This is a genomic window from Vibrio porteresiae DSM 19223, assembly GCF_024347055.1.
In the GTDB taxonomy this organism is placed as follows: Bacteria; Pseudomonadota; Gammaproteobacteria; order Enterobacterales; family Vibrionaceae; genus Vibrio; species Vibrio porteresiae.
Genome location: NZ_AP024895.1, coordinates 1,666,442 through 1,691,789 on the forward strand (window position 1 = coordinate 1,666,442; position 25,348 = coordinate 1,691,789).

The 25,348-nt window shown below is 45.5% G+C and carries 22 protein-coding genes; 14 read left to right on the forward strand and 8 right to left on the reverse strand.

Features of this window, described 5'->3' with window-relative positions; translation table 11 throughout:
* Nucleotides 1-211: 211 nt before the first annotated feature.
* The 9 genes from OCV11_RS07635 to OCV11_RS07675 all read left to right on the forward strand — a co-directional run bounded on the left by OCV11_RS07635 (nucleotide 212) and on the right by OCV11_RS07675 (nucleotide 8,138).
* Nucleotides 212-1,615, forward strand: coding sequence for a glycoside hydrolase family 30 protein (locus OCV11_RS07635; protein ID WP_261896047.1), 1,404 nt, complete (start codon nucleotides 212-214; stop codon nucleotides 1,613-1,615).
* 281 nt (nucleotides 1,616-1,896) lie between these two features.
* The gene (locus OCV11_RS07640; protein WP_261896048.1) at nucleotides 1,897-2,595 is read left to right on the forward strand and encodes an SDR family NAD(P)-dependent oxidoreductase; all 699 of its coding nucleotides are present in this window, start codon (nucleotides 1,897-1,899) and stop codon (nucleotides 2,593-2,595) included.
* 44 nt (nucleotides 2,596-2,639) lie between these two features.
* Nucleotides 2,640-3,020, forward strand: a complete 381-nt coding sequence (locus OCV11_RS07645) for a nuclear transport factor 2 family protein (RefSeq protein ID WP_261896049.1) — start codon at nucleotides 2,640-2,642, stop codon at nucleotides 3,018-3,020.
* Between the two features lie 124 nt (nucleotides 3,021-3,144).
* Entirely contained in the window at nucleotides 3,145-3,615 is a 471-nt protein-coding gene (locus OCV11_RS07650; protein WP_261896051.1) for a 2TM domain-containing protein, read from the forward strand.
* Between the two features lie 297 nt (nucleotides 3,616-3,912).
* Nucleotides 3,913-4,653 carry an energy-coupling factor ABC transporter ATP-binding protein gene (locus tag OCV11_RS07655; protein WP_261896052.1) on the forward strand — a complete coding sequence of 247 codons (741 nt, stop codon included), beginning with the start codon at nucleotides 3,913-3,915 and terminating at the stop codon, nucleotides 4,651-4,653.
* Nucleotides 4,628-5,248 (forward strand): energy-coupling factor transporter transmembrane component T family protein, encoded by a 621-nt coding sequence (locus tag OCV11_RS07660; protein ID WP_261896053.1) that lies wholly within the window; start codon nucleotides 4,628-4,630, stop codon nucleotides 5,246-5,248. Before OCV11_RS07655 ends, OCV11_RS07660 begins: the two co-directional genes overlap by 26 nt.
* Before the next feature lie 3 nt (nucleotides 5,249-5,251).
* Nucleotides 5,252-5,800, forward strand: a complete 549-nt coding sequence (locus OCV11_RS07665) for a biotin transporter BioY (protein ID WP_261896055.1) — start codon at nucleotides 5,252-5,254, stop codon at nucleotides 5,798-5,800.
* A gap of 24 nt (nucleotides 5,801-5,824) precedes the next feature.
* On the forward strand, nucleotides 5,825-6,571 hold the full coding sequence (locus tag OCV11_RS07670) for a BPL-N domain-containing protein (RefSeq protein WP_261896056.1): 747 nt from the start codon (nucleotides 5,825-5,827) through the stop codon (nucleotides 6,569-6,571).
* 1,015 nt (nucleotides 6,572-7,586) lie between these two features.
* Nucleotides 7,587-8,138, forward strand: coding sequence for a DUF4019 domain-containing protein (locus tag OCV11_RS07675; RefSeq protein WP_261896057.1), 552 nt, complete (start codon nucleotides 7,587-7,589; stop codon nucleotides 8,136-8,138).
* A 105-nt stretch (nucleotides 8,139-8,243) separates the two neighbouring features.
* Here OCV11_RS07675 and OCV11_RS07680 read toward each other — a convergent pair whose 3' ends face one another.
* Nucleotides 8,244-9,470: a DEAD/DEAH box helicase gene (locus tag OCV11_RS07680; RefSeq protein ID WP_261896058.1), complete on the reverse strand. Its 1,227-nt coding sequence runs from the start codon at nucleotides 9,468-9,470 to the stop codon at nucleotides 8,244-8,246.
* A 499-nt stretch (nucleotides 9,471-9,969) separates the two neighbouring features.
* Here OCV11_RS07680 and queD point away from each other — a divergent pair, with 499 nt between their 5' ends.
* On the forward strand, nucleotides 9,970-10,335 hold the full coding sequence (queD, locus tag OCV11_RS07685) for a 6-carboxytetrahydropterin synthase QueD (protein WP_261896059.1): 366 nt from the start codon (nucleotides 9,970-9,972) through the stop codon (nucleotides 10,333-10,335).
* 136 nt (nucleotides 10,336-10,471) lie between these two features.
* Here queD and OCV11_RS07690 read toward each other — a convergent pair whose 3' ends face one another.
* The 7 genes from OCV11_RS07690 to pabB all read right to left on the reverse strand — a co-directional run bounded on the left by OCV11_RS07690 (nucleotide 10,472) and on the right by pabB (nucleotide 20,574).
* A complete protein-coding gene (locus OCV11_RS07690; RefSeq protein ID WP_261896060.1) occupies nucleotides 10,472-11,893 on the reverse strand; it encodes an efflux transporter outer membrane subunit in 1,422 nt (473 codons plus the stop codon).
* Nucleotides 11,894-11,905: 12 nt separating this feature from the next.
* Nucleotides 11,906-13,864: a MacB family efflux pump subunit gene (locus OCV11_RS07695; RefSeq protein WP_261896061.1), complete on the reverse strand. Its 1,959-nt coding sequence runs from the start codon at nucleotides 13,862-13,864 to the stop codon at nucleotides 11,906-11,908.
* The gene (locus OCV11_RS07700) at nucleotides 13,864-15,048 is read right to left on the reverse strand and encodes an efflux RND transporter periplasmic adaptor subunit (RefSeq protein ID WP_261896062.1); all 1,185 of its coding nucleotides are present in this window, start codon (nucleotides 15,046-15,048) and stop codon (nucleotides 13,864-13,866) included. Before OCV11_RS07700 ends, OCV11_RS07695 begins: the two co-directional genes overlap by 1 nt.
* A gap of 171 nt (nucleotides 15,049-15,219) precedes the next feature.
* Entirely contained in the window at nucleotides 15,220-16,581 is a 1,362-nt protein-coding gene (locus OCV11_RS07705; RefSeq protein WP_261896063.1) for an L-serine ammonia-lyase, read from the reverse strand.
* A 96-nt stretch (nucleotides 16,582-16,677) separates the two neighbouring features.
* On the reverse strand, nucleotides 16,678-17,931 hold the full coding sequence (locus OCV11_RS07710; protein WP_261896064.1) for an aromatic amino acid transport family protein: 1,254 nt from the start codon (nucleotides 17,929-17,931) through the stop codon (nucleotides 16,678-16,680).
* A 284-nt stretch (nucleotides 17,932-18,215) separates the two neighbouring features.
* On the reverse strand, nucleotides 18,216-18,845 hold the full coding sequence (locus tag OCV11_RS07715; RefSeq protein ID WP_261896065.1) for a CoA pyrophosphatase: 630 nt from the start codon (nucleotides 18,843-18,845) through the stop codon (nucleotides 18,216-18,218).
* 349 nt (nucleotides 18,846-19,194) lie between these two features.
* The gene (pabB, locus tag OCV11_RS07720) at nucleotides 19,195-20,574 is read right to left on the reverse strand and encodes an aminodeoxychorismate synthase component 1 (protein ID WP_261896066.1); all 1,380 of its coding nucleotides are present in this window, start codon (nucleotides 20,572-20,574) and stop codon (nucleotides 19,195-19,197) included.
* A gap of 189 nt (nucleotides 20,575-20,763) precedes the next feature.
* Here pabB and OCV11_RS07725 point away from each other — a divergent pair, with 189 nt between their 5' ends.
* The 4 genes from OCV11_RS07725 (at nucleotide 20,764) to OCV11_RS07740 (ending at nucleotide 25,252) form a co-directional block, all read left to right on the forward strand.
* On the forward strand, nucleotides 20,764-22,290 hold the full coding sequence (locus OCV11_RS07725; protein WP_261896067.1) for a fumarate hydratase: 1,527 nt from the start codon (nucleotides 20,764-20,766) through the stop codon (nucleotides 22,288-22,290).
* 138 nt (nucleotides 22,291-22,428) lie between these two features.
* The gene (locus OCV11_RS07730; RefSeq protein ID WP_261896068.1) at nucleotides 22,429-22,617 is read left to right on the forward strand and encodes a hypothetical protein; all 189 of its coding nucleotides are present in this window, start codon (nucleotides 22,429-22,431) and stop codon (nucleotides 22,615-22,617) included.
* 239 nt (nucleotides 22,618-22,856) lie between these two features.
* Complete coding sequence (locus OCV11_RS07735; RefSeq protein WP_261896069.1) at nucleotides 22,857-24,236, forward strand: YcjX family GTP-binding protein; 1,380 nt, start codon at nucleotides 22,857-22,859, stop codon at nucleotides 24,234-24,236.
* A complete protein-coding gene (locus OCV11_RS07740; protein ID WP_261896070.1) occupies nucleotides 24,233-25,252 on the forward strand; it encodes a YcjF family protein in 1,020 nt (339 codons plus the stop codon). Before OCV11_RS07735 ends, OCV11_RS07740 begins: the two co-directional genes overlap by 4 nt.
* Nucleotides 25,253-25,348 lie beyond the last annotated feature (96 nt).

Sequence of the window (25,348 nt, forward strand, 5' to 3'; positions counted from 1 at the left end):
GCATTAGCAAAAGACAATGTGCTTGTAAAACAATGAGTTTACCATTTTTTATTCTGCCATTATCGGATCTCGTTTTTCAGAGGTGCCCTTCACATATCCCTGTTCGATACCTAGACAGAGTTCGCTCTGATGGAGAAATAATGCCGCACCTTTTCCAATACACCGTTAAGGCTTTTGGGCTGTAACGGACTCATTCTAATAAGGAACCTCTATGTTTAAGTTATCCTCATGTTTTATCGCGGTCGGTGCTGTACTTTCGTTTGGTGCTAATGCGACATCGGTTGAGTGGATTCAATCAGGTTGGAATAACGTATCCAATGATGTGGTGTATTGGCAGCAAAACGCTGCGCCCCAAGTCGTGAATAAAGATCACACCGATTATCGTGTTGTCTCGATTGATCCAAGCAAAACATTGCAAGTGATTGATGGATTTGGCGCGGCAATTAATGAGAAAGGTTGGGATGCCATGTCGGGGCTAACCCCTGATGCGCGCGATAAGATCGTAAAGAGCTTATTTGGTGACGAAGGGTTAAATCTCACCATCGCGCGTATCCCCGTTGGCGCAAATGATTTCTCTATGGATTATTACTCATTAGATGATGTCGCCGGAGACTATGATCTTAAGCATTTCTCTATGGAACGTGAACATAAGTACCTGATTCCTTATCTACAAGCGGCAATGAAATACAAACTGAAGTTGGATGTATTAGCGTCGCCATGGACACCGCCTGCATGGATGAAAGCCAATCAATTTTATGGCTGTCGCGGCTCTGAAAAAGACGCCCATTTAATCTGGGATAAGAAAACGCAAACGGCGTACGCTAAATATTTATCTAAGTTTGCGACTGAATATCAGAAAGAAGGAATTAACCTAACACAGATTCATCTACAAAATGAGCCAGCGGCTTGCCAAGATTTTCCTTCCAGTAAATGGACTGGGGTTGAGATGCGCGATTTCTTACGTGATTACCTTGTTCCCCAATTTAAAAAAGACAAACAAAAAGCCCAAGTTTGGCTGGGCACCATTAACTATGGTGACTATGAAGCCTATGCCAAACCTGTGCTGACAGATCCTAAATTAAAAGGCAAGATTGATGGTGTCGGTTATCAATGGGATGGCAAATACGCTATTGCTGAAACCCATAAGCGTCACCCTGATATCAAATTAATGCAGACCGAGTCAGAGTGTGGTGACGGCAAAAACGATATCGCTGCTGGTTTATATACCTTTAGCCTGATTGAAAAATATCTGGCGGGTGGCGCGAATGCTTACGTGTATTGGAATATGGTGCTGGACTCAACAGGAAACAGTACTTGGGGCTGGAAACAAAATTCGTTGATCAATGTTGACCGCATGGCTGGCGGAAAAGCGACATATAACTTTGAATATTATGTCATGAAGCACTTCAGTAATTTGGTCAAACCTGGAGCGCATTTACTCAGCGTTAATACAGAAGAAGACGTACTGGCATTTAAAAACCCTGATAACTCGATCATTGTGGTTTCAGGTAACCCAAGTTATTCCAACAAAAATATGACGTACACATTGGGTAATAAGATGTTTAAAGCGACATTGCCTATGATGTCGGTGAGCAGTTTTATTATTACTCAATAAAATAACTCGGCTTTTTCTTGATATCGCTGGCTTAGAGAATAGGTCAGCGATTTTTATTTATGAGAAGGTTGATTGAATGAGATAGGGGAGATGCTGCCTATCTTCAAAGGTTTTTACGCATTTTTGCGAATTGCCTAAAATCATCTGCTAGAGTGACCTCATAAATTAAGACTTATCTCTATGGGTTATATTTATTTGCGAAGTCGCCGTACTCATTGTTAACGTACCAATCTCAGAGCGTTTGTGTTAGGTTCCTTATTCAAAGCAATGCATTAGGGAAGATGATGAAAAACGTTTTAATAACAGGCGCTAACCGCGGTTTGGGATTGGCTCTAGCCCAACAATTTGCTCAAGACGATTGCGCTCTGTTTTTGGTGGTGCGCTCGGAAACTGCACGGCAAGAACTCAATAAGAGACTTCCTTACGCCAAGGTGCTGGTGAGTGATGTAAGCGAAGACGAACATGAAGCAAGGCTTGCAACGTTTCTTGCTGATAATGTGTTAGATGTCGTGATTAACAACGCGGGTTCGGGCACCAAAGCCCCCAGCTTAGAGTCCACGCAAGTAAGTTATCTTCGCAAAGAATTTGATACCAACTGCGTGGGCGTGCTCACTACAGTGAAAGGTTCGCTTGCCGCGTTAAAACGTTCCAATGCTCCACTTATCATCAATATCAGCTCGCGCCGTGGTTCTCTGGGTTTACAAGCAGAAGGAGCCGCAAAAGGGTCGGGCTGCTCTTATTCCTACCGAATCAGTAAAGCTGCACAAAATATGCTCACACTCTGTTTGGCGGATGATTTGGAAGACTTCGGTATCACCGTTGCGGCAATACATCCGGGACGCCTTTTGACTACGATGGCGGCTAAAGATGCCCATATGACACCGGAAAGTGCAGCGCAACAAATAGCGGAATTGGCAATGCAAAATCGGCTTAACAATCGCGATTTCATTAGTTTGGAAGTGGGACGCTTACCTTGGTAGGTTGATTGAGGTTACTTGGGTATAACAGTGAAAAAGGATCAGTGATGACCCCAAAAGAGGTGGTACTTGGTTTTTGGACGGCGATGCAGAGTAATGATTTTGCCAAAGCCAGTGAGTGGTTAACCGAAGACTATCAAGGTCAGTGGCCGCAAAGTAATGAATTGATCGTGGGACGAGCCAACTTTGTTGCGATAAATAGTGCCTATCCGGCAGATGGCGTTTGGACTTTCGAGATAAACTCTGTGGTGTGTGAAGGGAATACGGTGGTAACGGATGTGTCGGTTTCTGATGGCGTGAGGCACGACCGCGCGATTACGTTTCATACCGTTAAAGAGGGCTTAATCTGCTGCCAACGCGAATTTTGGCCAGAGAGTTATCCAGCACCTGAGTGGCGTCAAGCATGGGTAAAACCGCTTAATGGCTAATCAATAATTTCTGTGTAACTTATTGAAATTACGTCACTGTCACCTAGATGTCGCCTGTTTGTCGTCACTTTGTTCGACCGAGTTTTGTTACTGTTTTTGGCGAAGCAGCAGAAAGGAAGAGATCATGATTGTGAGAAAACTTCGACTGCAACGTGGTTGGTCGCAAGACCAATTGTCGCAGTTATCTGGATTGAGTGTGCGGACGATTCAGCGTATTGAGCGCGGTCAAAAGCCTGGTCTAGAGTCGTTAAAATCACTGGCTGCTGTATTTGAAATTGACGTTAACGATCTTCAAATGGAGCCCGAGATGAACAACAGTAAAGTACAAGTCACCGACGAAGAGAAAATTGCGCTTGAGCAAGTGAAAGACATCAAAAGTTTTTACACCAACTTAATGACTTATGTGATCGTGATTGCGATGCTCTTTGTCATTAATTATCTCACTAATCCTGGTTATATATGGGCATGGTGGCCGGCACTGGGCTGGGGAATTGGTGTCGTAAGCCACGGTTTGAGTGCGTTTGAGGTGGTGAATTTGTTTGGCCCTGAGTGGGAGAAAAAACAGGTTGAAAAGCGTTTAGGTCGCAAGTTATAGCGTTATTTCTGTTCAGCGCTATTTCGATTTAATAGAGGACGTTGAATAGCGCCAATCTTGGTGAAACACGAAAAGCAAAGCCGATGCGATGGCTTTGCTTTTTTTGTTGGTTGCATACTAAGATGTCAACCACACATTTTGTTTTACGTTGACATATTGCTTTACCCATTTTATGCCGCTTGCTAACATGTCAACCATTGTTAATATTGTTTGGTTTACATCTCTTTAAATCTATTACGATGATTCTGTAGGGATGTTTGGCTCTTTCTGTAAAGAGCGTTTGGGTAAAAAAATAGCATGACTTTTCATAATGATAATGGCGCAGCCATTTCCCTTAGCGATGTGTGTCTTGATATCCGAGGCAAACGAATTTTAAACCGACTCTCTTTTTCTACTTCGGCACAACGTTTGGGTATTATTGGCCGTAATGGTTCGGGAAAATCGACCTTATCGCGTGTGCTCTCTGGCTTGGTTGCGATTGAATCGGGCACGCTTCAGGTGGCGGGGATTAATCCATTTAAAGACCGTAAAGGGGCGCTACGGGAAATTGGTTTACTGTTTCAAAATCCCGATCATCAAATCATTTTTCCTACCGTGCTTGAAGAAGTGGTTTTTGGCCTACGTCAGCTAGGACAAAAAAAGGCACTCGCTGAGCAAAACGCATTCGCAACGTTGGAAGCGTTTGGTAAAACCCACTGGAAAGAGGTGCACACATCGGCTCTGTCTCAAGGGCAAAAACATTTGGTGTGTTTAATGGCGATTGCGGCGATGCAGCCCAAATTGATCATTTTGGATGAACCTTTTGCGGGCTTAGACATTCCGACCAAACGCCAATTGCAGCGTTATCTGGATCGTTTCCCCGGGCGTTTGATCCATATTAGTCATGATCCCGCAGATTTAGCACATTACGACCAATTGTTGTGGCTCGAAGCCGGCGAAGTCAACGCCATCGGTTCGCCTGATGACGTATTACTCGCCTATTTGGCAGAAATGGATAAATTGGGAGAGAGCGATGATATCTCTAACCTCACCAATTGAAACTCGTGCGCACCGCTGGCCTGCTGGCCTAAAACTGGCGGCGCTCTGTTTAACCACGGTTGGGCTGTTTTTTGTTCATCAATTGCCGCTGCAAGGTGTGTTTCTAGGATTGGTTGCAGTGCTCTATGCGTTGCCGGGAAAACTCTTTTTTTGCTATGGGCTACGACAAATCTCGCTGCTGTGGCCATTTATTACGCTTGTTGGTCTGTGGCATGGCGTTACTGGTGAGTGGGAGCAGGGCGGCATCATCGTTTTGCGTCTACTCTCAACCGTCGCGCTTGCCAATTTGGTTACCATGACGACCCGTCTTTCCGACATGATCGATGTGGTCAATTGGCTGACTCGGCCATTAAAACGCCTTGGTTTAAATACTCGCGCGCTAGAACTTTCTATCGCACTGGTAATTCGAATGACTCCGGTATTGGTCGGGAAAGGCCAATCACTCTCTTTAGCTTGGCGAGCACGTTCTAACCGACGTTCTGGCTGGCGAATTATCTTACCTTTTACGGTATTAGCTCTTGATGATGCAGACCATGTCGCCGAGGCATTACGCGCTCGCGGTGGTTTGATGAACGATGACGAACAGATGGACTAAAAAATGGAAAAAAATGTCACTTATATCGCCTTGTTTGCCGCTTTAATTGCTGCGTTGGGTTTAGTACCGAAAATCGCGCTCGGTTTTGGTGTGCCGATTACGGCGCAAGGCTTGGGGATTATGTTGTGCGGCACTATTCTGGGTGCAAAACGTGGCGCTCTAGCGGTTCTACTGTTCTTACTTCTTGTGGCGATGGGTTTGCCACTTCTTGCTGGTGGTAACGGTGGTTTAGGAGTATTTTTCGGTGCGACCGCCGGATTTCTTATCGGCTGGCCAGTTGCGGCTTTAGTGATTGGCTGGATCGTTGAGAAGTGGCGTCATCACAATCTCACCATGGTGTGCATTGTTGCGTCCATTTTAGGTGGCATCGTTGTGATGTATGCTTTTGGTGTCGTGGGTATGTCGATTGTGCTTAAGAAAAGCTTAATGGAATCATTAGGGTTAGTGCTGATCTTTATCCCTGGTGATATTGTGAAAGCGGTGATAGCTGGTGTATTAACGGCATCAATCGCTAAGGCGCGTCCTGCTAGTGTCCTGTCACGCTCACTTTAATAAAAAGTGAAAGGGAATTCGCTCATGACGATTTTGATTTATACCGATAACGTGTCAAACAACCATATTCTGTATTACGCGTTGGGGCGGTTACGCGGCAAACGAAATGTTTTTTTCGTTAATGCCAATGAGGTCCTAAATGGCGCTCTAACTCGTGACGTGGATTTATTGGTGATGCCCGGTGGTGCGAGTCGGTATAAATCGGCCAAGCTCAATGGGCAAGCCAATCAACTCATCAAAGACTATGTCGCTAATGGCGGAAAGTATCTCGGTATTTGCGCGGGTAGTTATATGGCGTGCGCCATGACCTACTGGGCAAAAGGTGGCCCATATGAGATTGTTACCCCGAATGAGCTGAGCTTTTTCTCCGGGGCTGCGGTTGGTCCGATAGAGCAATTTGGCGAAGGGGATAATTACAACAGCACTAAAGCTTATGTCACAACCCTCGATTACGCTGGTCGTGAGATGTCCTCTTTGTATCTCGGTGGCTGCCTGTTTGAAACGCTAAAGACATCTTCAAAGCCCGACAATTATCAGGTGCTCGCCAGATTTACTGAGCTTGCCGACAAACCCGCAGCGATTGTCACTGGTGACTATGGACAAGGCGCTTGGTTACTCTCTTCGACACATCCAGAGTATGATCAAGAGGCAGTAGAACTGCTCACCTTTGATGTCGTCGGTAACGACTACCAAGAGTTTAATCAGCTCACAGGCGCAGAATCGCTTACATTAGATTTGCTCGATGAACTACTCAAACAGTTATCTGTTTAGTCTTTCTATCCATCCTCTAGTTGATTAATTTATGACGCCGCTGTTTGATAAAACAGCGGCGTTTTTGTTAGGCTGACTTTAATGCGGTTAGCTGAGTGATCTTGCGATATAACTCATAAGCTCGACACGTGAATAACCCTAACGTTATACAGGTAGTGAGATTATTGATACTGACCCATAACTCATCAGATGAGATAGAGATTAATACGGTAAGAGTATAATTAACAAAAAAAAGTAACATGAGCACGATAAAGAGTGTTTTGCTGCCTTTGAGGCAATATTCGTTGTGTTGATTAATGAATAGAGTATTTAACTGGGAGATAAAAATTTTATGAGATAGCACTACACCGAATGTGAAAGCGATTATGGAAGATACAGAAATGTGACTGTTTCTGAGCTGGTATAGTGACATTGTCACAATGAAAAGCGTAAACAGTAGCCAACGACGAAAATGAACCACTTGTGGAGAAAGTCCTGCGTAACCAATCTTCAGTAAGATAAGAAAAATGAGCCAAACCCAATAAGGGGTGTGTTCCAAAATGGAAAGAAACATAAGTTATAATCCTTAGTTCATATTTAAGTATTCCTTTATTGTGTGTGTATCTTGCCAAAGTTGACCACGTCAACAAGGTGTCATTAATGTGACATCCATTTAACTATATGATTAATTTAATTTTTTAATCTAACTGTAAGGGTGGTTTTATAAAAATTTAGTTTTAATTAACGAGAAATCAAAAGAATAACCAGAAAATAACGAGCCCCTTTGATATTGACTTGTTTCACTTCGACATGGTTTGGCATTCGAGACCTGAGCGCGATGCTAGCCATAATTGGCTCCGGAAACTCATAATCGAGCAGTTCATGTTGGATCAGAATACAATTTAATGGGTTCTAGTATCATTAAGTCGAGTTGGCGATTGAGCAGTGGCATAGTTGTCGTATAACTGACGTGGAAAAGTAATAAAGCGGCTGTAATAATTTGTTTTCGTATTTTTCTCTGGGAAAGCTAAAAAAGATGATAAATAAAGATCGAATAAAAAAACTTCGTGCAGGGAAATTCTGGTCGCAAGAACATCTAGCACTTATTGCAGGCATTAGTCTTCGTACTGTTCAAAGAGCAGAAAATGAAGGTAAGTGTTCGTTAGAATCACAGAAAGCACTTGCTGCAGCATTTGAAATTAATGTGGCTGAGTTAAATGTGAAGGTAAGCGCAACGATTTGGGATATAAATGACCCCAAAATAGAGGCTGCTATTTCATGGTTAGAGATTATTAACTCTGGCGAATATGCTTTGAGTTGGAGTAAAGCTGCCCCCGTTTTTCAAGTAAGAATTCCCAATTCCGCATGGGTAGAAATGATTACTCAAGTTCGTAAACCTTTAGGTCAAATTATTTCTCGGTCAGTTAAAAGCGCAACTGAGCATAATGCTTTACCTGGAGTAGCAGATGGTGAATATTTCGTTATCGAATTCAGTGCGAGTTACGAGCAAAAAGCGTCGGCACTAGAAACTGTAACATTACAGAAAGTAGCCAGTGAATGGAAAGTGGCAGGGTACTTCATTAATTAAGCATATGTAGTGGAGCATATGTAGGACACACACCTGTAAAACCACAGAGTTTAGTGTGTGTCCTCGTTAGGAAAACTTCTCTAGAAACAAACAACGAACTGGAAGTTATTGTTTTTTCTTACTCTGAAATTGCTTGATGCTTTTCTTCTGATTGGTTCGACGGTTGGCTTGTTTGTCCCTTGGAGCGCGTTTACTTTCACCAGTAGATGGTTTGTCGGTGACAGGGTAACCCTCTAGTTCCTTTAGTGGCAGTGCGCGTTGGGTGGTTTGTCTGATGGCTGCTAGATAGTCTGTTTCACCATGGCATACAAGAGAGATGGCGATACCTGTTTTGCCAGCTCGTGCTGTGCGTCCGATGCGATGCACATACACTTCTGGGTTTGATGGCAGCTCAAAGTTAATCACAACGGGCAAGTCTTCCACATGAATACCGCGAGCGAGCAAGTCTGTAGCGATAAGTACATCAACTTTATGTTCTTTAAACAGATTGAGCGTCGCTTCTCTGTCTGCTTGATCTTTATTGCCGTGCAATGCTGCAGTAGAAAGCCCAGCCTTGTTCAGCTTTTTACACAGTGCATCCGCGTTGTCTTTGCTACCGATAAAGACCAATACCTGTTGCCAATGGTGCTGTTTAATTTGGTCAATCAGAACGTTGGTTTTGCTCCCTTTATTGACTAAATAGAGGGTCTCTTGAATGGCGTTGGCTTTGATTTCAGTTTGTGCTACTTGAATAAACTTAGGTTTATTGAGTAGCGCTTTCGCTTTATTTTCAAGTGGTTCTGGGAAAGTCGCGGAAAACATCACTGTCTGACGCTGCGTTGGTAGCATTTCAATAATGCGCTGAACGTCGTTCCAAAAGCCCATATCTAACATTCTGTCTGCTTCATCTAGCACTAAAGTGCTGATATGGCTCGCATCGAATGCGTTTTCAGTTAAGAGTTCGAGCAGTCGACCTGGGGTTGCAACAACTATTTGAGGCCCTTTTGCTAGGTCGGCTTTCTGCAGTTCTTTATCGATACCGCCACAAAGGCAAAGCGACTGTACATTGAGATGTTGAGCGATGAATCCTAGCGCTTCATTAACCTGAGTCGCCAATTCACGAGTCGGCACAAGGACTAACGCTTGAAAAGGAGAGGGCGTTTTCATCGCTTGCTCTAACAAAGGAAGACCGTAAGCCAAGGTTTTGCCACTTCCTGTTTGAGCAATCGCAAGTACATCTTGCTGATGGAGTATCGTTGGAATAGAAAGTGTTTGAATTTCTGTGGGATTGCTAAACGAAGCAGGTAGAGCAGTAACGAGTTTTTGGCTTAGAGGTAGCGTCGAAAAAAGCATTATATTTTTCAGTCTCTTGGAAGATTTTAAACATCATAGACATGGCAGATACGGCGAAAAAAGGATGAATCGCGTTACGAACTGACGCCGAATTGCTGAGTTAATGGTGCGCACTTTACCACAGTGAGAGAACAAAGTGGCAATTGTTCTAGTGATGGGGGGAAAGGCTTTGGGAATGCATCCTCGTTAAAATTGTTGGTCATATCCCTAATAACACCCCAAACCCCACCATCACTCCCTAACTAACAGAATTCTTACTGTCTCGCTTTGACTGATTGGACAACTTCATAGATAATCCCGTTCTTCTTGAGTGCTGCCGTCCCCAATCGACATCGGTAGCAGGCCATAGCTTGGGTAGTGTGTAGGGATTTAGATTCCCAGTATAAGATGGAAAATCAAGGGGTTGTTGTTGATGACCTTGATTGTACGCTGTGGCCAAACCCAGCAGTAGCGCAGAGGAATGTGTTATTGCTCTAAATGAAATAGGAAAAGAGACACTATGTCACATGCAGAGTTGTATAAAGAGTTTATGTTTGAAGCGGCGCACTTTTTGCCGCACGTTCCTGAAGGCCACAAATGCGGCCGCTTGCATGGACACTCATGGTTGATTCGCTTGTACATCTACGGAGAAGTGGATGCACACACTGGTTTCGTTCAAGACTTCGGTGAAATTAAGCAGATATTTGCCCCAATTTATGACCAACTTGATCACCATTATCTCAATGAAATTCCTGGCTTGGAGAACCCAACCAGTGAAGTGTTGGCTAAATGGGTATTTGATAAATTGAAGCCGCTGCTGCCTTTACTCAGCAAAGTAGAAATTAAAGAAACCTGTACCGCAGGTTGTATCTACTCTGGTCAATAACGCATTCTGACCAATCAAAGACAGTCAAGTTATCCAGATTAAAAAGAGGTTACCGATTCGGTAACCTCTTTTCGTTGCAAGGGAATAAAGTCAAACGACGCTACTCTCTGTGTGATACTTTACTCATCGCTAAGCTCTATTTGCTTTGATTAGACTCGATATTTGTGGTCGCCTTAATCAGTTCTTGATCATCTTGCATCACATCATCACCGCCAAGGGTTTGATAGATGGTGGCAAGATTGACTAACTGGTTATAGCGGTTTTCAAGCATAGAGGCTTTCGCGCTGCGGGTATTTTCTTGCGCATCCAACAAATCGGTAATGCCAATCGCACCGTGGTCATACTGACTACGATAAATACGTTCTGCTTCCGCTGACGCATTGTATTGCTCCTGCAATTTACCTTGTTGAACTTGATAGTTAATGCGCGCTGATAGAGCGTTATCCACATCTTCGAACGCTTCGTATAAAGTCTTGCGATAAGTAACGATGGCAGACTGATACTTCACTTTAGCGATGTCTTTATTGATCTGCATTTCGTTCCAACTTAAGAACGGCAGCGTCAGTTCAGCGCCAAGTGTCCCAATCGGGTCACGCAGCAGGTTTTTCAGTTGATTAGATGAACCACCCAGCGCGCCTGTGAGCGAAATGCCCGGCAAGTACGATGCATCGGTGGCATTTTCTGTTGCCAGTGCCGATTTAAGGCTAAACAGTGCGGATTTTACATCTGGGCGACGTGTCAGCAGCTCAGCAGGAATGCCCGGTTCGATATTCGGTAAAGCACCATCGGGAAGGGCATTAATGGTCAAATCCATTTTCTGCGGTGGCTGGTTGAACAAAATGGCCAATGCATTTTGTGCCTCAACCAATTGTTGAATGTAAGTGCTATTGGTCGCTTCCAAAGCGTAAAGCGCCCGCTGCGCTTCCAGAATATTAAGACGCGATACCGAACCATTTTTGTACTGGCTTTGCGTCATATTCAGGGTTTCACGGGCATCTTTGATGTCGCTTTCACTCAACGCAATGCGCTGGGTGAGATAGCCAACTTGCCAATAGAGCTGCGCGGTGGTGGCAACTAATGTTTGCGCTGTCGATTCAAGATCTTGTTTGCTGGCAAGGGCTGACCACTCGCTGGCATCAGCAGTGCGTGAGAGTTTTCCCCACAGATCCACTTCATAACTTACCGATAAATCCGTGGAGTAACTGGTTGAACTAGAACCATTCTTTAACGATTTGCTTTTTGAGGCGCTGGTGGATGAAGAGAGTTCTGGATAGAGCTCGTTATTATCCAAACGTGCTTCCAAGCGAGCTTGACGTAGAGTTAATGCTGCAATCGCCAAATCGTTATTGGATTTCAAAACCTGATCAACCAGCTGATTGAGCTGAGGATCGTTAAACTGTTTCCACCACTGACTAGTAATGGCGTGTTGTGCCTGATACTGACCATGCTGCCATTGGGCAGGCGTTTGAGTTTGCGGCGTTTCAAATGGGGTGTGCTGAGCACATCCTGCGACCAACGCCACACTAAGGGCGAGGGTAGAAAGTTTCAATGTTGTCATTGTCATCTCTTGTTACTCCCGAGCCAGTGCATCGATAGGGTTAAGCTGTGCTGCGTTGCGCGCTGGTAGATAACCAAACAGCACCCCGATTAGGGTTGAGCAGACAAATGCAGAGACAATCGATGTGGTGGAGTAAACCATAGTAAAGCTGCTACCACTCACGGAAATGATGATACCGACCAGATAAGCCACGGCGATACCCAGCGCACCGCCACATAAGCAGACCAAAATCGCCTCGATCAAAAATTGACGCAAAATATCCCCTTGGCGTGCACCAACCGCCATGCGGACCCCGATTTCACGCGTACGTTCGGTGACCGACACTAGCATGATGTTCATCACGCCAATCCCACCAACAATCAATGAGATAACCGCGATGGCTGAAATCAGCAGGGTCATGGTTTGCGTGGTTTTTTGGATGTTTTGCTGAATGGCATCGGTATTAATGGTAAAGAAATCCTGTGTACCGTGGCGCATCTTGAGCAAGGATATGATTGCTTGTTCACCTGCAGCACTCGGCGTGTTTTCATCCACTCGCACAGTGATACGGTCGAGATAGTGCTGACCTAACATACGTGAACTTACAGTGGTGTACGGTAACCAAATATTGAGCGAGTCACTGTTACCAAAGGCACTCTCTTTCGCCTTCGTTACCCCGATAATACGCACTGGTAAGTTGCCAGCAAAAATGATTTTGCCGAGCGGGTTTTCGTGTGGGAAGAGTGATTTTAAGGTGTTGTTATCAATGACCGCTTCTTGAGCAATTTCACTGACGCTATCGTTATCCCAAAACTGTCCATAAGCCAACTCATAGCCGCGAACACGGAAATACTCAGGCCCAACCCCTTGTACGGTTGCCGTTACTGCTTGGCTGGAATAGCGCAGCGTCACAGAGGTACTCATGTAAGGCGTCACACTATCGATAATCGATAAGTTTTTCAGCGCCGAGGCATCTTGGTCGGTCAAGGTACGAATTCGTCCAGAACGTCGGTCACCAAAGCCGGTACCGGGCATAATATCAATGGTGTTGGTTCCCATCGATTGGATGTTCTTTAAGATCGCTTGTTGCGAGCCATTACCCAGAGCAACCACAGAAACGACGGACGCGATACCGATGATGATCCCAAGCATGGTTAAGAAGGTGCGCAGACGATGGTTAGACATCGCCAGCAGCGCCATTTTTAATGCTTCCCAAAAACCATCAAACAGGCGCTTACTGCTGTTGAGGGTATTGTGTGATGTGTGCTGTGGACCTTCGTCTGCGTCGAGATCAATGTCGGTCTCTTTGGTGACAGTGTCACTTAAAATCTTGCCGTCTTTGATTTCGATAATGCGGTCGGCGTACTGAGCCACTTTTTTATCGTGAGTAACGATAATGATGGTGTGACCCACCTGATGCAGCTCTTGCAGCAGTTGCATCATTTCTGAGCCGCTTTTACTGTCCAATGCCCCAGTCGGTTCGTCGGCAAGAATAACGTCACCGCCGTTAATTAACGCGCGTGCAACGGATACCCTTTGCTGCTGACCACCACTTAACTGGTTTGGTTTGTGATCCATACGGTCGTCCAAACCCAGGCGTTGGAGTAGGGTGCTAGCACGTTCTTGGCGCGATTTTTTATCGTAGCCAGCGTAAATGGCCGGTACTTCGACGTTTCCCATCGCAGTTAAATCACCAAGCAGGTGATAACGTTGGAAAATAAAACCGAAATACTCGCGGCGCAGGCGTGCCAATTGGTCAGAATCCATTGTGGAAGTGTCCTGACCATTAATGAAGTATTGACCTTCGCTCGGCTGATCAAGGCAACCGAGAATGTTCATTAGCGTCGACTTACCAGAGCCTGACGCCCCCACAATCGCCACCATTTCACCACGTTCAATGGTGAGGTTAACGTCGTTGAGGACGATGAGCTTCTCTTCGCCAGCGGCGAAAGAGCGGTAAACGTGTCGAATATCAAGTAAAGCTTCAGACATTAAAACATCCTTGGTCCACGCATGCGATTAGTGAAGGTGTCACCGCTTGGTACACCCAAAACAACCTGATCGCCTTCTTTGAGGCCAGATAAAATTTCTGCGTTTACTTTATTGTTGATACCCACTTTCACATCACGATTAACGACTTTACCATTTTCAAGAACTGGAACTTGGTACTGAGATTCGCCTTTAGGTCCCGGTTGTTTCACTAACACTTGTGCTGGAACCAATAACGCTTCTTCGGACTTTTTCAATACGATCGAAACTTGCGCTGTCATACCAATACGCAATACTCGGTCTGGGTTATCGATATCAAACAAGCCGTAGTAGTAAATGGCTTCATCATCTTCCACAGTAAGGTCTTGGTCATCGCCATCCATCAGGGTTGGACCGGGTTCAATCGCGCGTAATGTGGCATGAAAACGTTTGTTCGGTTTACCCAAAATGGTGAAGTAGACTTCCATACCCGGTTTGACGTTAACGACATCCGCTTCAGAAATTTGCGCTTTTACCGTCATTTTATTGAGTTGAGCCAGTTCAATAATGGTTGGCGTAGATTGATTCGAGTTAACGGTTTGGCCTTCGGATACTGCGGTGTACACCACAGTACCATCAATAGGTGCAGAGATGGTGGTGTAGCCCAAATCAACTTTCGCGGTATCGACACTGATAACTGCTTGATCGATTTCCGCTTTTAACTCTTCCGCTTCTGCCTGATAAACCGCGAGGTTCGCTTCGGCTGTTTCATAATCGGAGCGGGAGCTCGCGTTATCTTTCAACATCGCTTTTTGACGGTTGAATTCCGCTTGAGCCTGACGAATTTGTGCTTCTTTAGCACGTAATTGCGCTTTTAAACTGGTCAGTGATGCTTCGGCTTCTTTCAAACTGTTTTGTTGGGTTAGGCTATCGATTTGGGCAACCAATTGGCCTTTCTTGATGTCATCACCAAGATTTACCGCCAGTTTTTGAATCTGCCCGGAAACTTGAGCACCGACTTCCACCAATTTAGACGCTTGTAAAATACCAGTGGCGACCACGGTGTCTTCAATGCTATGGCGGGTAACAGGTTGAGTCGCGTATTGCGGCGCTTCTTCTTTAGGATAGAAGTAGTAAGTTGCACCTCCAGCTAACGCCAAAGCAATGGCAGCAATCACGAGGTTTTTGGGTTTGAACATCTTAGGCATAGGGGAACATCAGCTTATTATCTAAATGCAAATTGATCTCATCATTTATAAAACGAATAGCGTAAGAAACAAACCTCTATCCACGTAAAACTTGGTAAATCGCACGGAAACAAAATAAAAAAAGCCTGAAATCAGAGATTTCAGGCTTATATTTGTTCGTTTACTGAATGATTAACAAATCACTTTTACAGCTAGACCACCTTGAGAGGTTTCGCGGTATTTCGCGTTCATGTCTTTACCGGTTTCGAACATGGTTTCAATCACTTTATCAAGAGACACACGCGGTGCAGATGAGCGACGCATTGCCATACGAGTTGAGTTGATTGCTTTTACCGCAGCGATACCGTTACGTTCGATACAAGGTACTTGAACTTGTCCTGCAACAGGGTCGCACGTTAAGCCAAGGTTATGTTCCATCGCAATTTCTGCGGCCATACACACTTGCTCTGGGCTACCGCCAAGAAGTTCAGCAAGGCCAGCTGCTGCCATAGAACATGCTACGCCCACTTCACCCTGACAGCCCACTTCAGCACCAGAGATCGACGCGTTTTGTTTGTACAAACCACCGACTGCGCCAGAAGCGGCAAAGTAACGGATGTAATCTTTTTCGGTCACGGTTTGGATAAACTTATCATAATAAGCCAATACCGCTGGAATGATGCCGCATGCGCCGTTGGTTGGCGCAGTCACAACTCGACCACCCGCGGCGTTCTCTTCGTTGACCGCGAAAGCGTACATGTTAACCCAGTCAACCACCGCCATTGGGTCGTTGGTTAACTTTTCTGAAGTCAGTAGCTGTTGGTGAAGAGCCGCTGCGCGACGAGGTACACGTAGTGGACCCGGCAAGATACCCTCGGTACTCATACCGCGTTCCATACAATCACTCATGGTTTTCCATACAGCGCCAAAGTAGTCTTTCACTTCTTGGTCGCTATGAATGGCTTTTTCATTGCGCATCACTAGGGTACTAATAGATAAACCGTGTTCGTGACATTGATTGACTAACTCTTCCGCGCTGCGGAAAGGGTGAGGGAGTTGCACTGCGGTTTCAAGAGACTGACCAAAGTGTTCTTCATCAACGATAAACCCACCACCAATACTGTAGTAAGTTTTTGAATAAATGACGTTATCGCCTTGCCATGCGTGAATTTGCATGCCGTTTTCATGTAGTGAAAGGTTAGACTTATGAAAATTCATCCCGCCTTCACGTGGAAAATCAACAACATGATTAAAACAGTCAATAGCTAAGCGCTCAGTTTGTTCAACTTGAGCAATAAAGCCTGGAATGGCATCAATATCAACCGATTCTGGCGTGTTGCCCGCCAAACCCATGATGATAGCGATATCCGTGTGGTGACCTTTCCCTGTCAGTGATAGTGATCCGTAAACATCAACGGTGAATTTCTCCACTTGATGTAGTTTTCCTTGAACATGCAGATCATCAATAAATTGTTTGCCAGCCTTCATTGGACCCACGGTGTGAGAGCTTGAAGGACCAACTCCAATTTTATAGATATCAAAGACACTGATCATGCTGATTACCTCAAAAATAAGCCTCCCTCATCGCACGCTAAGGGAGGCTTTGCATCATTTTTCGGATCAATAATAGATCCGGTAATACATTGATAATTAAAACGCGCCGTAGATTACCGAAGTAATGGCGGCAACACCACAAATAACTGTGAAAATTTGTACTGGCAGAGAAGTACGGAGCGCTTTCATGGCTGGTACTTTCTGCATAGCGAATACAGGCAACAGGAACAGGATCGCCGCAATCATTGGTGCGCCCATCGTTTCAATCATGCCCAAAATACTTGGGTTGATGATAGCAACAATCCAAGTGGTAAGCACGATAAAACCAAGCGACAGTTTTTCAATGCGTTTTACTGGCGCACTAGAGCGGGATTTAACTAGACCAACTAAGCCTTCATGTGCACCTAAGAAGTGACCAAAGTAGCTTGAAGTGATCGCCGCAAATGCCACGATAGGACCTAAGTACGAGATGATTGGTGATTCATAAGTGTTTGCTAAGTATGACAATACACTGATGTTTTGCTCTTTTGCGATCGCCAACTGTTCAGGAGAAAGAGAAAGCACGACAGAGAACACGAAGAACATCACGAATGCCATCAGCATCAGTGCTGCGCCACCGGTGATTCGGTCGGTTTTTTCAGAAGCTTTGTCTGCGTATACGCGACGCTGCTCTTTTGCGAACTGACTGATGATTGGGCTGTGGTTAAAAGAGAACACGATGATTGGTAAAGCAAGCCAAATTACGGATGGCATATTGCCCCAGTCGGGTGCCACTTCCATCATGGAGGTGTTCCATGAAGGGATCAGAAAGACCGATAAAGCAAACAGAATGAAGACCAACGGATACACCATCGCTGATGTCGCTTTTAGCATCAACTCTTTACCTAGCACTACGCCCATGGTCATGACCATGATCAAGCAGCCAGAAAGTAACCAACGTGGAATAGAAGCCATACCCACTTGGTTAACTAAGAAAGAGTCCACCGTATTGGTGATGCCAACACCGTAAATCAACACGATAGGGTAGATGGCGAAAAAGTAAGCAAAAGTAATGAGGTTTGCGCCAGCTTTACCGAAGTGTTCTTCAACGGTATCTGTGATGTCAGCTTGTGGGTTTTTAGAGGAGAGAACAAAACGAGCGAGACTCTTGTGGGCAAACCACGTCATTGGGGCAGCGATTAACGCTAGAATCACGAGCGGCCAAAAGCCACCTGCGCCCGCTTTAATAGGCAGAAACAGCACTCCAGCGCCGACTGCGGTACCAAATAAAGAAAGTGACCATACAAAGTCCTGATAATTCCATTTTTTAGAGTATTGTACGGTATTAGTACTACTTGATGTTACATTCATGTTGTATTTGCTCTTAATTGAAACAGGAAATTTTAAGCGGGCGCATTTTGCTAGAATTCGTGTTGGTAAAAGGCGATCTAAATCATATTTACTGTGGGGGTTTTAATCTGATTTGCAAAAATCTGAGTCATGTCACGAAAGAGTTGTGCTACAGATGAATTTAATCGATGCCATGCATAAGTTTTACTAATGTTTGCGCAAACGTTTGCTTCGTGCTAATAATAAACCAACCACAGCGCGTAACACAAGCTGTGGCGAGGCTTTGAGCAAATGTTGGAATTGTGTTAAACGATTAGCGTTTGCTGATATTCGTAGCGCAGAATAATTTGATTTTGTAGGGCTTGAACGATTTGTGCGGTCATGCCCCAAATCAGGTGTTGTTGGTAGGTAAGAGCAAAAATACGGTGTTGGCGATTGCCAATTGTAAAGGTTTGACTAATTAATTGGTTCTTATCCAATAAAATATGGGCTGGAACTTCGAAAACTTCTGCCACTTCATTGGGATCGGTTTGAATATGGTAATTAGGGGCAACAAAACCGACTACCGGTGTCACTTCAAATTGGCTGACTGTCGCAAGAGAGGGGAGTTGACCAACGATATTGATCTGATCGCGTTGCAAGCCAATCTCTTCTTGTGCTTCTCGTAGCGCGGTATTGATCAATGAGTTGTCGTACTGTTCATATTTCCCACCTGGAAAACTCACTTGCCCTGGATGGTGTTTTAAATGCTCGGCTCGTTTGGTCAAAATCACATTAAGACCACGCGGACGCTCTACCAAACCAATCAGCACTGAAGCTTGGCGTAAAGACGTTTTGGCAAGATGCGCCACTCTAGCGCGAGTTTCGGGATGATATTGCGCAGGGGGAGTCAGTAAAAATTGTTGTAAAAAATCACTACGGGTCAACGGTGTCACGATGGCTCCTTTATTGATCATTTTTAGTGGAAGCGTTGCACTTGTTCTGTAACAACAACAGTACCGTTGCAGTAGCACCTTATTCAAGTGAGATGGCTGCAAGAAGTGCGGTACTGGGATGGCAGAACGATGAATTCACTATGACACGGAGTTAAATAAGACGCAATGCGACTAATGGCGCATTAAAATGCGTCTAACCCTAGCGCGAAGAGCGAGAGGTTAGGTTGGCTAGCGCGGATGGTTTACGAGAAAAAGTTTACGGTAAATATGGAATTGTCGGAAATAGCATCGTCCCCTTACACACCTGCGAGGTATACCACAGAGGTAGGTAAGGGGAGAGTGTAAGCGGCTATTTAACCATGAAGGGCGCGCCAAGTACCGGCAAAATACGGGACAATTTGTCCAAGGTCTCTTGGTATTCATCATCGGCTTGGCTGTCTGCCACTAAGCCGCCACCTGCCCACACATACAACTGTTGGTGACAAGCGATCAAAGTGCGAATGGTTATGCTGGTATCCATTCGACCGTGACGACTTACATAACCAATCGAGCCACAATAGACGCTGCGTCGATGCGGTTCGAGCTCTTCAATGATTTCCATGGCGCGAATTTTCGGCGCCCCAGTAATCGATCCACCGGGAAAGGCCGCCCGTAACATTTCAATTTGACTGTATTTAGGATCAAGCTGCGCTTCAATTGTCGACACTAAGTGATGGACTGCAGGGAAAGACTCAATATCGAACAATTTAGGAACTTTGACCGTGCCAGGTTTGGCAACTCGACCAACATCGTTACGCAGTAAATCGACGATCATCAGGTTTTCCGCTTGGTCTTTTTCCGCATTCGCTAGCTCCTGTGCGAGTTCTGCATCTCGCACAGGATCGGTGCTTCGTGGGCGGGTCCCTTTAATCGGTTTGGTTTCGATTTTATCGCCATTGACTTGCAGAAAACGCTCCGGAGAGACGCTTAAAATCGCCCCTTGTTCTAGACGAATAAAGGCAGAAAAAGGCGCTCTATTGGCTTGCTCTAGCAAATTGTAGGCTTGCCATTCACTGCCACTGTAAGTGGCGTTAAAGCGCTGGGTTAAGTTAATTTGGTAACAGTCACCGGCTCGCAAGTAGTCCTGCACTCGACCAAACTTTTCGCAGTATTGCGCTTTGGTCATATTCGATTGCCAAGGAGCAACAGAAAAAGCACTCTCTTCTGGCGCTGTTTGCTGCTCTAGCCATTGCCAAGCTTGATCGATGTTTTGTCCAATCAAGCTCGCTTGCTCAGTTTGGTGATCCACCACCACAGCCCATTCATAAAGCCCAATAGCCATGTCAGGTAGCGGAATATCTTGCTTGGCAAGTTCAGGTAAGGTTTCTACATAACGGCCTAAGTCGTAAGCAAAGTAGCCGAGTGCTCCACCAACAAAAGGGACATCGAGTTCGCAGTCGATGCTCGGTAAATAATGCTGTTGGTACTGTTCTAGCAAGGTGAAAGGATCTTCTGTGCTAATACGCTGCTCATCTGGCGTAATGACAGTGGTTTGTCCAGCAAATGTCGTTAGTGTGACCAGTGGCTTAGCCACTAGCACGTCAAATCGGCTATCTTTATGTTGTGCTGAGGCGGACTTAAGCAACATCGCCCAAGGCAAGTGTTGAATCCGGCTGAAGAGTTCTGAAGCAAACTGTGAGCGATATTCCAGCAGTTTGATTCTTATTTGTTGAGTATCTGGATGAATCATGCGCTTTTATTGATATATAACAAGGAAAACAGTGGATTACATAGCGTATTCAATAATCCAAGAGTATCATAAACACATATTATAAACCGCTATTGAGTGATGTTGTTAGCATTGGTTTTGTACCTTTGTTGAGCAGTTTAAAACGATGTCGGCGGTTTATGGAAGCATACGATAATAATGAGGCATGCAATGACGGTAATACGCAAACAGGACGTAATCAGCAGTGTCGCTGATGCGCTCCAATACATCTCTTACTACCATCCATTAGACTTCGTGAAGGCGCTGGAAAAAGCATACAATCGCGAAGAAAACCCAGCAGCGAAAGACGCGATTGCACAGATCCTGATCAACTCACGCATGTCTGCTGAAGGTCACCGTCCACTGTGTCAAGATACAGGTATCGTTACTTGTTTCGTTGATATCGGTATGGATGTGCAGTGGGATGCAACAGACATGACAGTACAACAAATGGTGGATGAAGGTGTTCGTCAAGCGTATGCGAACCCAGATAACCCACTACGTAAATCTGTACTGGCAGATCCAGCGGGTAAACGTATCAATACCAAAGATAACGCACCAGCGGTTGTGCATATCAACATGGTACCGGGTAACAAAGTTGACATTCGTATCGCGGCTAAAGGCGGCGGTAGTGAAAACAAAACTAAGATGGTGATGCTAAACCCATCTGACGATATCGCGGCTTGGGTTGAAAAAACCGTTCCTCTAATGGGGGCGGGTTGGTGTCCACCAGGCATGCTAGGTATTGGTATTGGCGGTACTGCAGAAAAAGCAGCGGTACTGGCTAAAGAAGCATTAATGGAACACATCGACATTCAAGATCTGATTGAACGTGGTCCACAAAACGCTGAAGAAGAACTTCGTCTAGATATCTTCAATCGCGTAAACAAATTGGGTATTGGCGCTCAAGGTCTTGGCGGTCTAACCACCGTTGTTGACGTAAAAATCAAAACTGCACCAACTCACGCAGCGTCTAAACCTGTTTGTATGATTCCAAACTGTGCAGCGACTCGTCACGTACACTTCACTCTAGATGGCACAGGCCCAGCTGAGCTGACTCCACCTAAATTGGAAGATTGGCCAGAAATCACTCGCGAAGCGAATGAAAACACTCGCCGCGTGAACCTAGACACCATCACCAAAGAAGAAGTGCAAACTTGGCGCACTGGTGAAACTATCCTGCTAAACGGTAAGATTCTTACCGGTCGTGATGCGGCACATAAACGTATCCAAGGCATGTTAGCTAATGGTGAAGGCCTTCCTGAAGGTGTTGACCTAAAAGGTAAATTTATTTACTACGTTGGCCCTGTTGATGCAGTACGCGACGAAGTTGTCGGCCCTGCAGGTCCAACAACATCGACTCGTATGGATAAATTCACTGACATGATGCTCGATGAAGTGGGCGTAATGGGTATGATCGGTAAATCTGAACGCGGTGACGCAACAGTTGAATCGATCAAAAACCACAAAGCCGTTTATCTGATGGCCGTTGGCGGCGCAGCGTACCTAGTGGCGAAAGCGATTAAGAAAGCACGCGTTGTAGCATTTGAAGACTTAGGCATGGAAGCGATTTACGAATTTGAAGTCGAAGATATGCCAGTGACAGTTGCCGTTGACTCAACGGGTGCTAACGCGCATAAAATTGGTCCAGACACTTGGCGCGTCAAAATCCAAGAAGCTGAAAACCAAAAAGCGTAATAAAAAGTCTTGGCAAATAAATGACATAAGCGCAGCGAAAGCTGCGCTTTTTCTTTGTATACTGATCAAGGCTCTTATTCATTGTATTGTTTGAGAGGCGTAAAATAATCATCTACCGTCAGCAGAGGGAGTGTGCCAATGCCACGTTTTGTTCGTTTTTTACAATGGGCATTTTTGATCGTTGTTGGGTGTTTTTTAGCGTATGACTTTATCTTTAACGGCGTTAGCTTGTTTAAAGACAAATACGTAATGATGTCTGGTGTGTTGCTGCTGATGCTTGAGCTGGCACTGTGGGTGATCTACAAACTGATTAATGATGATATTTAAGCTGCTTGTTCGTTAGGCGACCCTTTCGCGCCGTGTTGTCGCCTCATAAATTGTCCCATCCGGTTTGACAACAATTTGTACAGCCCTTTTATTTTAGATAAGCCTCTGAATTAACTAAAAGAGGCTTGTTGTTCATGTAAAATTAATCTTGCTTAAGGTAGTGTGTGCTTTTCTAAACAGCGCATAAGCTGACATAGCGTCTAATAAAAACTCGTTTTTGTAGGTTAGGAGTGGTTTGAATGAAGTCGATTGGTCATGAAGTGACACAACTGATGCATCGGACAACGGATTCACATGTCCGTTTGGCGGTGACAGGGTTATCCCGTGCGGGTAAAACCGCGTTTATCACGTCGCTTGTGAATCAACTATTAAACAGTGCGACTCACGATAATCTACCTCTGTTGGCATGCGCCCGCGACAGACGGCTCATCGGCGCGCGCCGCGTTCCTCAAACCAATTTAATGGTGCCACGCTTTGCTTACGATGAAGCCAGTGAAAAGCTTTATCAAAAACCAGCAACATGGCCATTGCCAACCAAAGACGTGAGTGAAATTCGCCTGGCGATTCGCTATCGTCCGAAAAGTCGTACTAAGCGCTTGCTGGGTTCATCTGCTACCTTGTATCTCGATATCATTGATTATCCGGGCGAATGGCTACTTGATTTGCCGCTATTGGATATGGATTTCAAACAGTGGAGTGAGCAGCAATTTCACGCGCTACATGGTCAGCGTCAAGCGTTGGCGAAGGCTTGGCTCGATGAACTCAACGTGATTGATCTGCAGCAAGAGGCCAATGAACAAGTGTTAGCCGACGTTGCTGCGCAATACACGGCTTACTTGCATCGCTGCAAAGACGCGGGTTTACACTGGGTACAACCTGGTCGCTTTGTGTTACCCGGCGAACTTGCTGGCGCACCTGTACTGCAGTTTTTCCCTGTCAAACACGATTTTGACCCGGAGAAAGTGGTGCGCGGCAGCTTTTTAGACCTACTGATCGCTCGTTATAAAGAGTATCAGCAGCAAGTCGTGCGTAAATTCTATCGTCACTACTTTTCTACCTTTGATCGGCAGATTGTGTTGGTTGACTGTCTCTCACCGCTCAACGCGGGTTTTGACTCCTTTATGGATATGCGCAGCGCTATTGAGCAGTTGATGCACAGTTTTCGTTACGGTCGTACTGGGCTGCTAAGTCGCTTGTTTGCACCGAAAATTGATAAGGTGCTGTTTGCAGCGACGAAAGCAGACCATGTCACGCCAGATCAACACGCCAATTTAGTCAGTTTGTTGCAACAGATGGTTCATCCAGCATGGCAACACGCCGCATATGAGAACATTGAGATGAGCTGCATTAGCATGGCGTCGGTTCGCGCTACGCAGGCGGGGTTTATTACCCACGGCGAGAAAAAGCAGTCGGCTATTCAGGGGACTACCTTAGCAGGAGAGACATTAACACTCTATCCTGGGGACGTACCTGCCAAGTTGCCTGATCCCGATTATTGGCAGCGCCATCAATTTGATTTTACTCAGTTCAACCCATTGACAACCGACAGTGATAATCCACTAGCGCATATTCGCGTTGATAAAGCGCTGGAGATCTTATTAGGAGATAAACTGCGATGAGTGAATACAAAGGTAAAGCGATATTTTCCGAGTCGCTGCACACTGATAGCCCAGAAGAGCTTACGGCTAAGCAGGCTTTTGACAATGGTCAGCAATTTGTGGTGGTTGCACTTGAAGAAGTGGCAGATGAGCCAGAAGTAGAGCTCGAAGAGGTGATTCGGCCTAAATCGGGACGGTTGTGGAAAGTCACCGCACTGCTCACAGGGTTTACTGGTTTAGTGGCGTGGCAGGCAGTCGATTCCGTGGTGACGTCCATCAACCAATCCGACTGGTTATCGTTGGGATGGACAGGTTTTATTTCTTTGATTGCTGCAGGCGGTATTGGTGCGTTAGGTCGTGAAGTCATCAAGCTTAAGCGGTTGAAAAATCATTTTTCGGTGCAAGAGCAAGCAGAGGTTATCATCAAGGAAAATCGCGTCGGCGAAGGCGAGGAGTTTTGTCGCCAAGTGGCGGCCTCTGGTCAAGTGAATGAAAAAGGCGCGGCATTCCAGCGTTGGCAGAACACACTAAATTCCAGTCACTCAGATGCCGAAGTGATTGAACTTTATGATGCAATGGTGGTGGCAGAGCAAGACCAAAAAGCCACTGCGATTGTGACTCGGTATGCGACCGAAGCCGCGGCATTAGTCGCCGTCAGCCCTTTGGCGATGGCGGATATGTTGTTAGTCGGTTGGCGCAGCCTGCGCATGGTCGATAAGCTCGCCGATCTTTACGGGGTTGAACTCGGCTACTGGTCACGACTTAAATTGTTTAAAGCCGTGTTACTCAATATGGCTGCGGCTGGCGCAAGTGAAATGGTGGTCGATGCGGGGATGGATCTGATGTCGATGGACCTTGCTGCTAAAGTATCGGCTCGAGCTGGGCAGGGCATTGGGGTCGGGATTTTGACCGCACGTTTGGGCATTAAAGCGATGACCTTACTACGTCCTTTGCCATGGGCAGAAGGACGCCGTGTGAGATTGGGTGAAGTTCGCAAACACATCTTGACTAAAATTGCAGCATTAAGCGTGAAATAGCTGACAAATTTTTCGTAAAAGTTAAGAGAAAGAAGAGATTACTTGACGCTGTCACGGGGTTGATAGAAACTACTGTCAACTTTTCGTGACACTTTA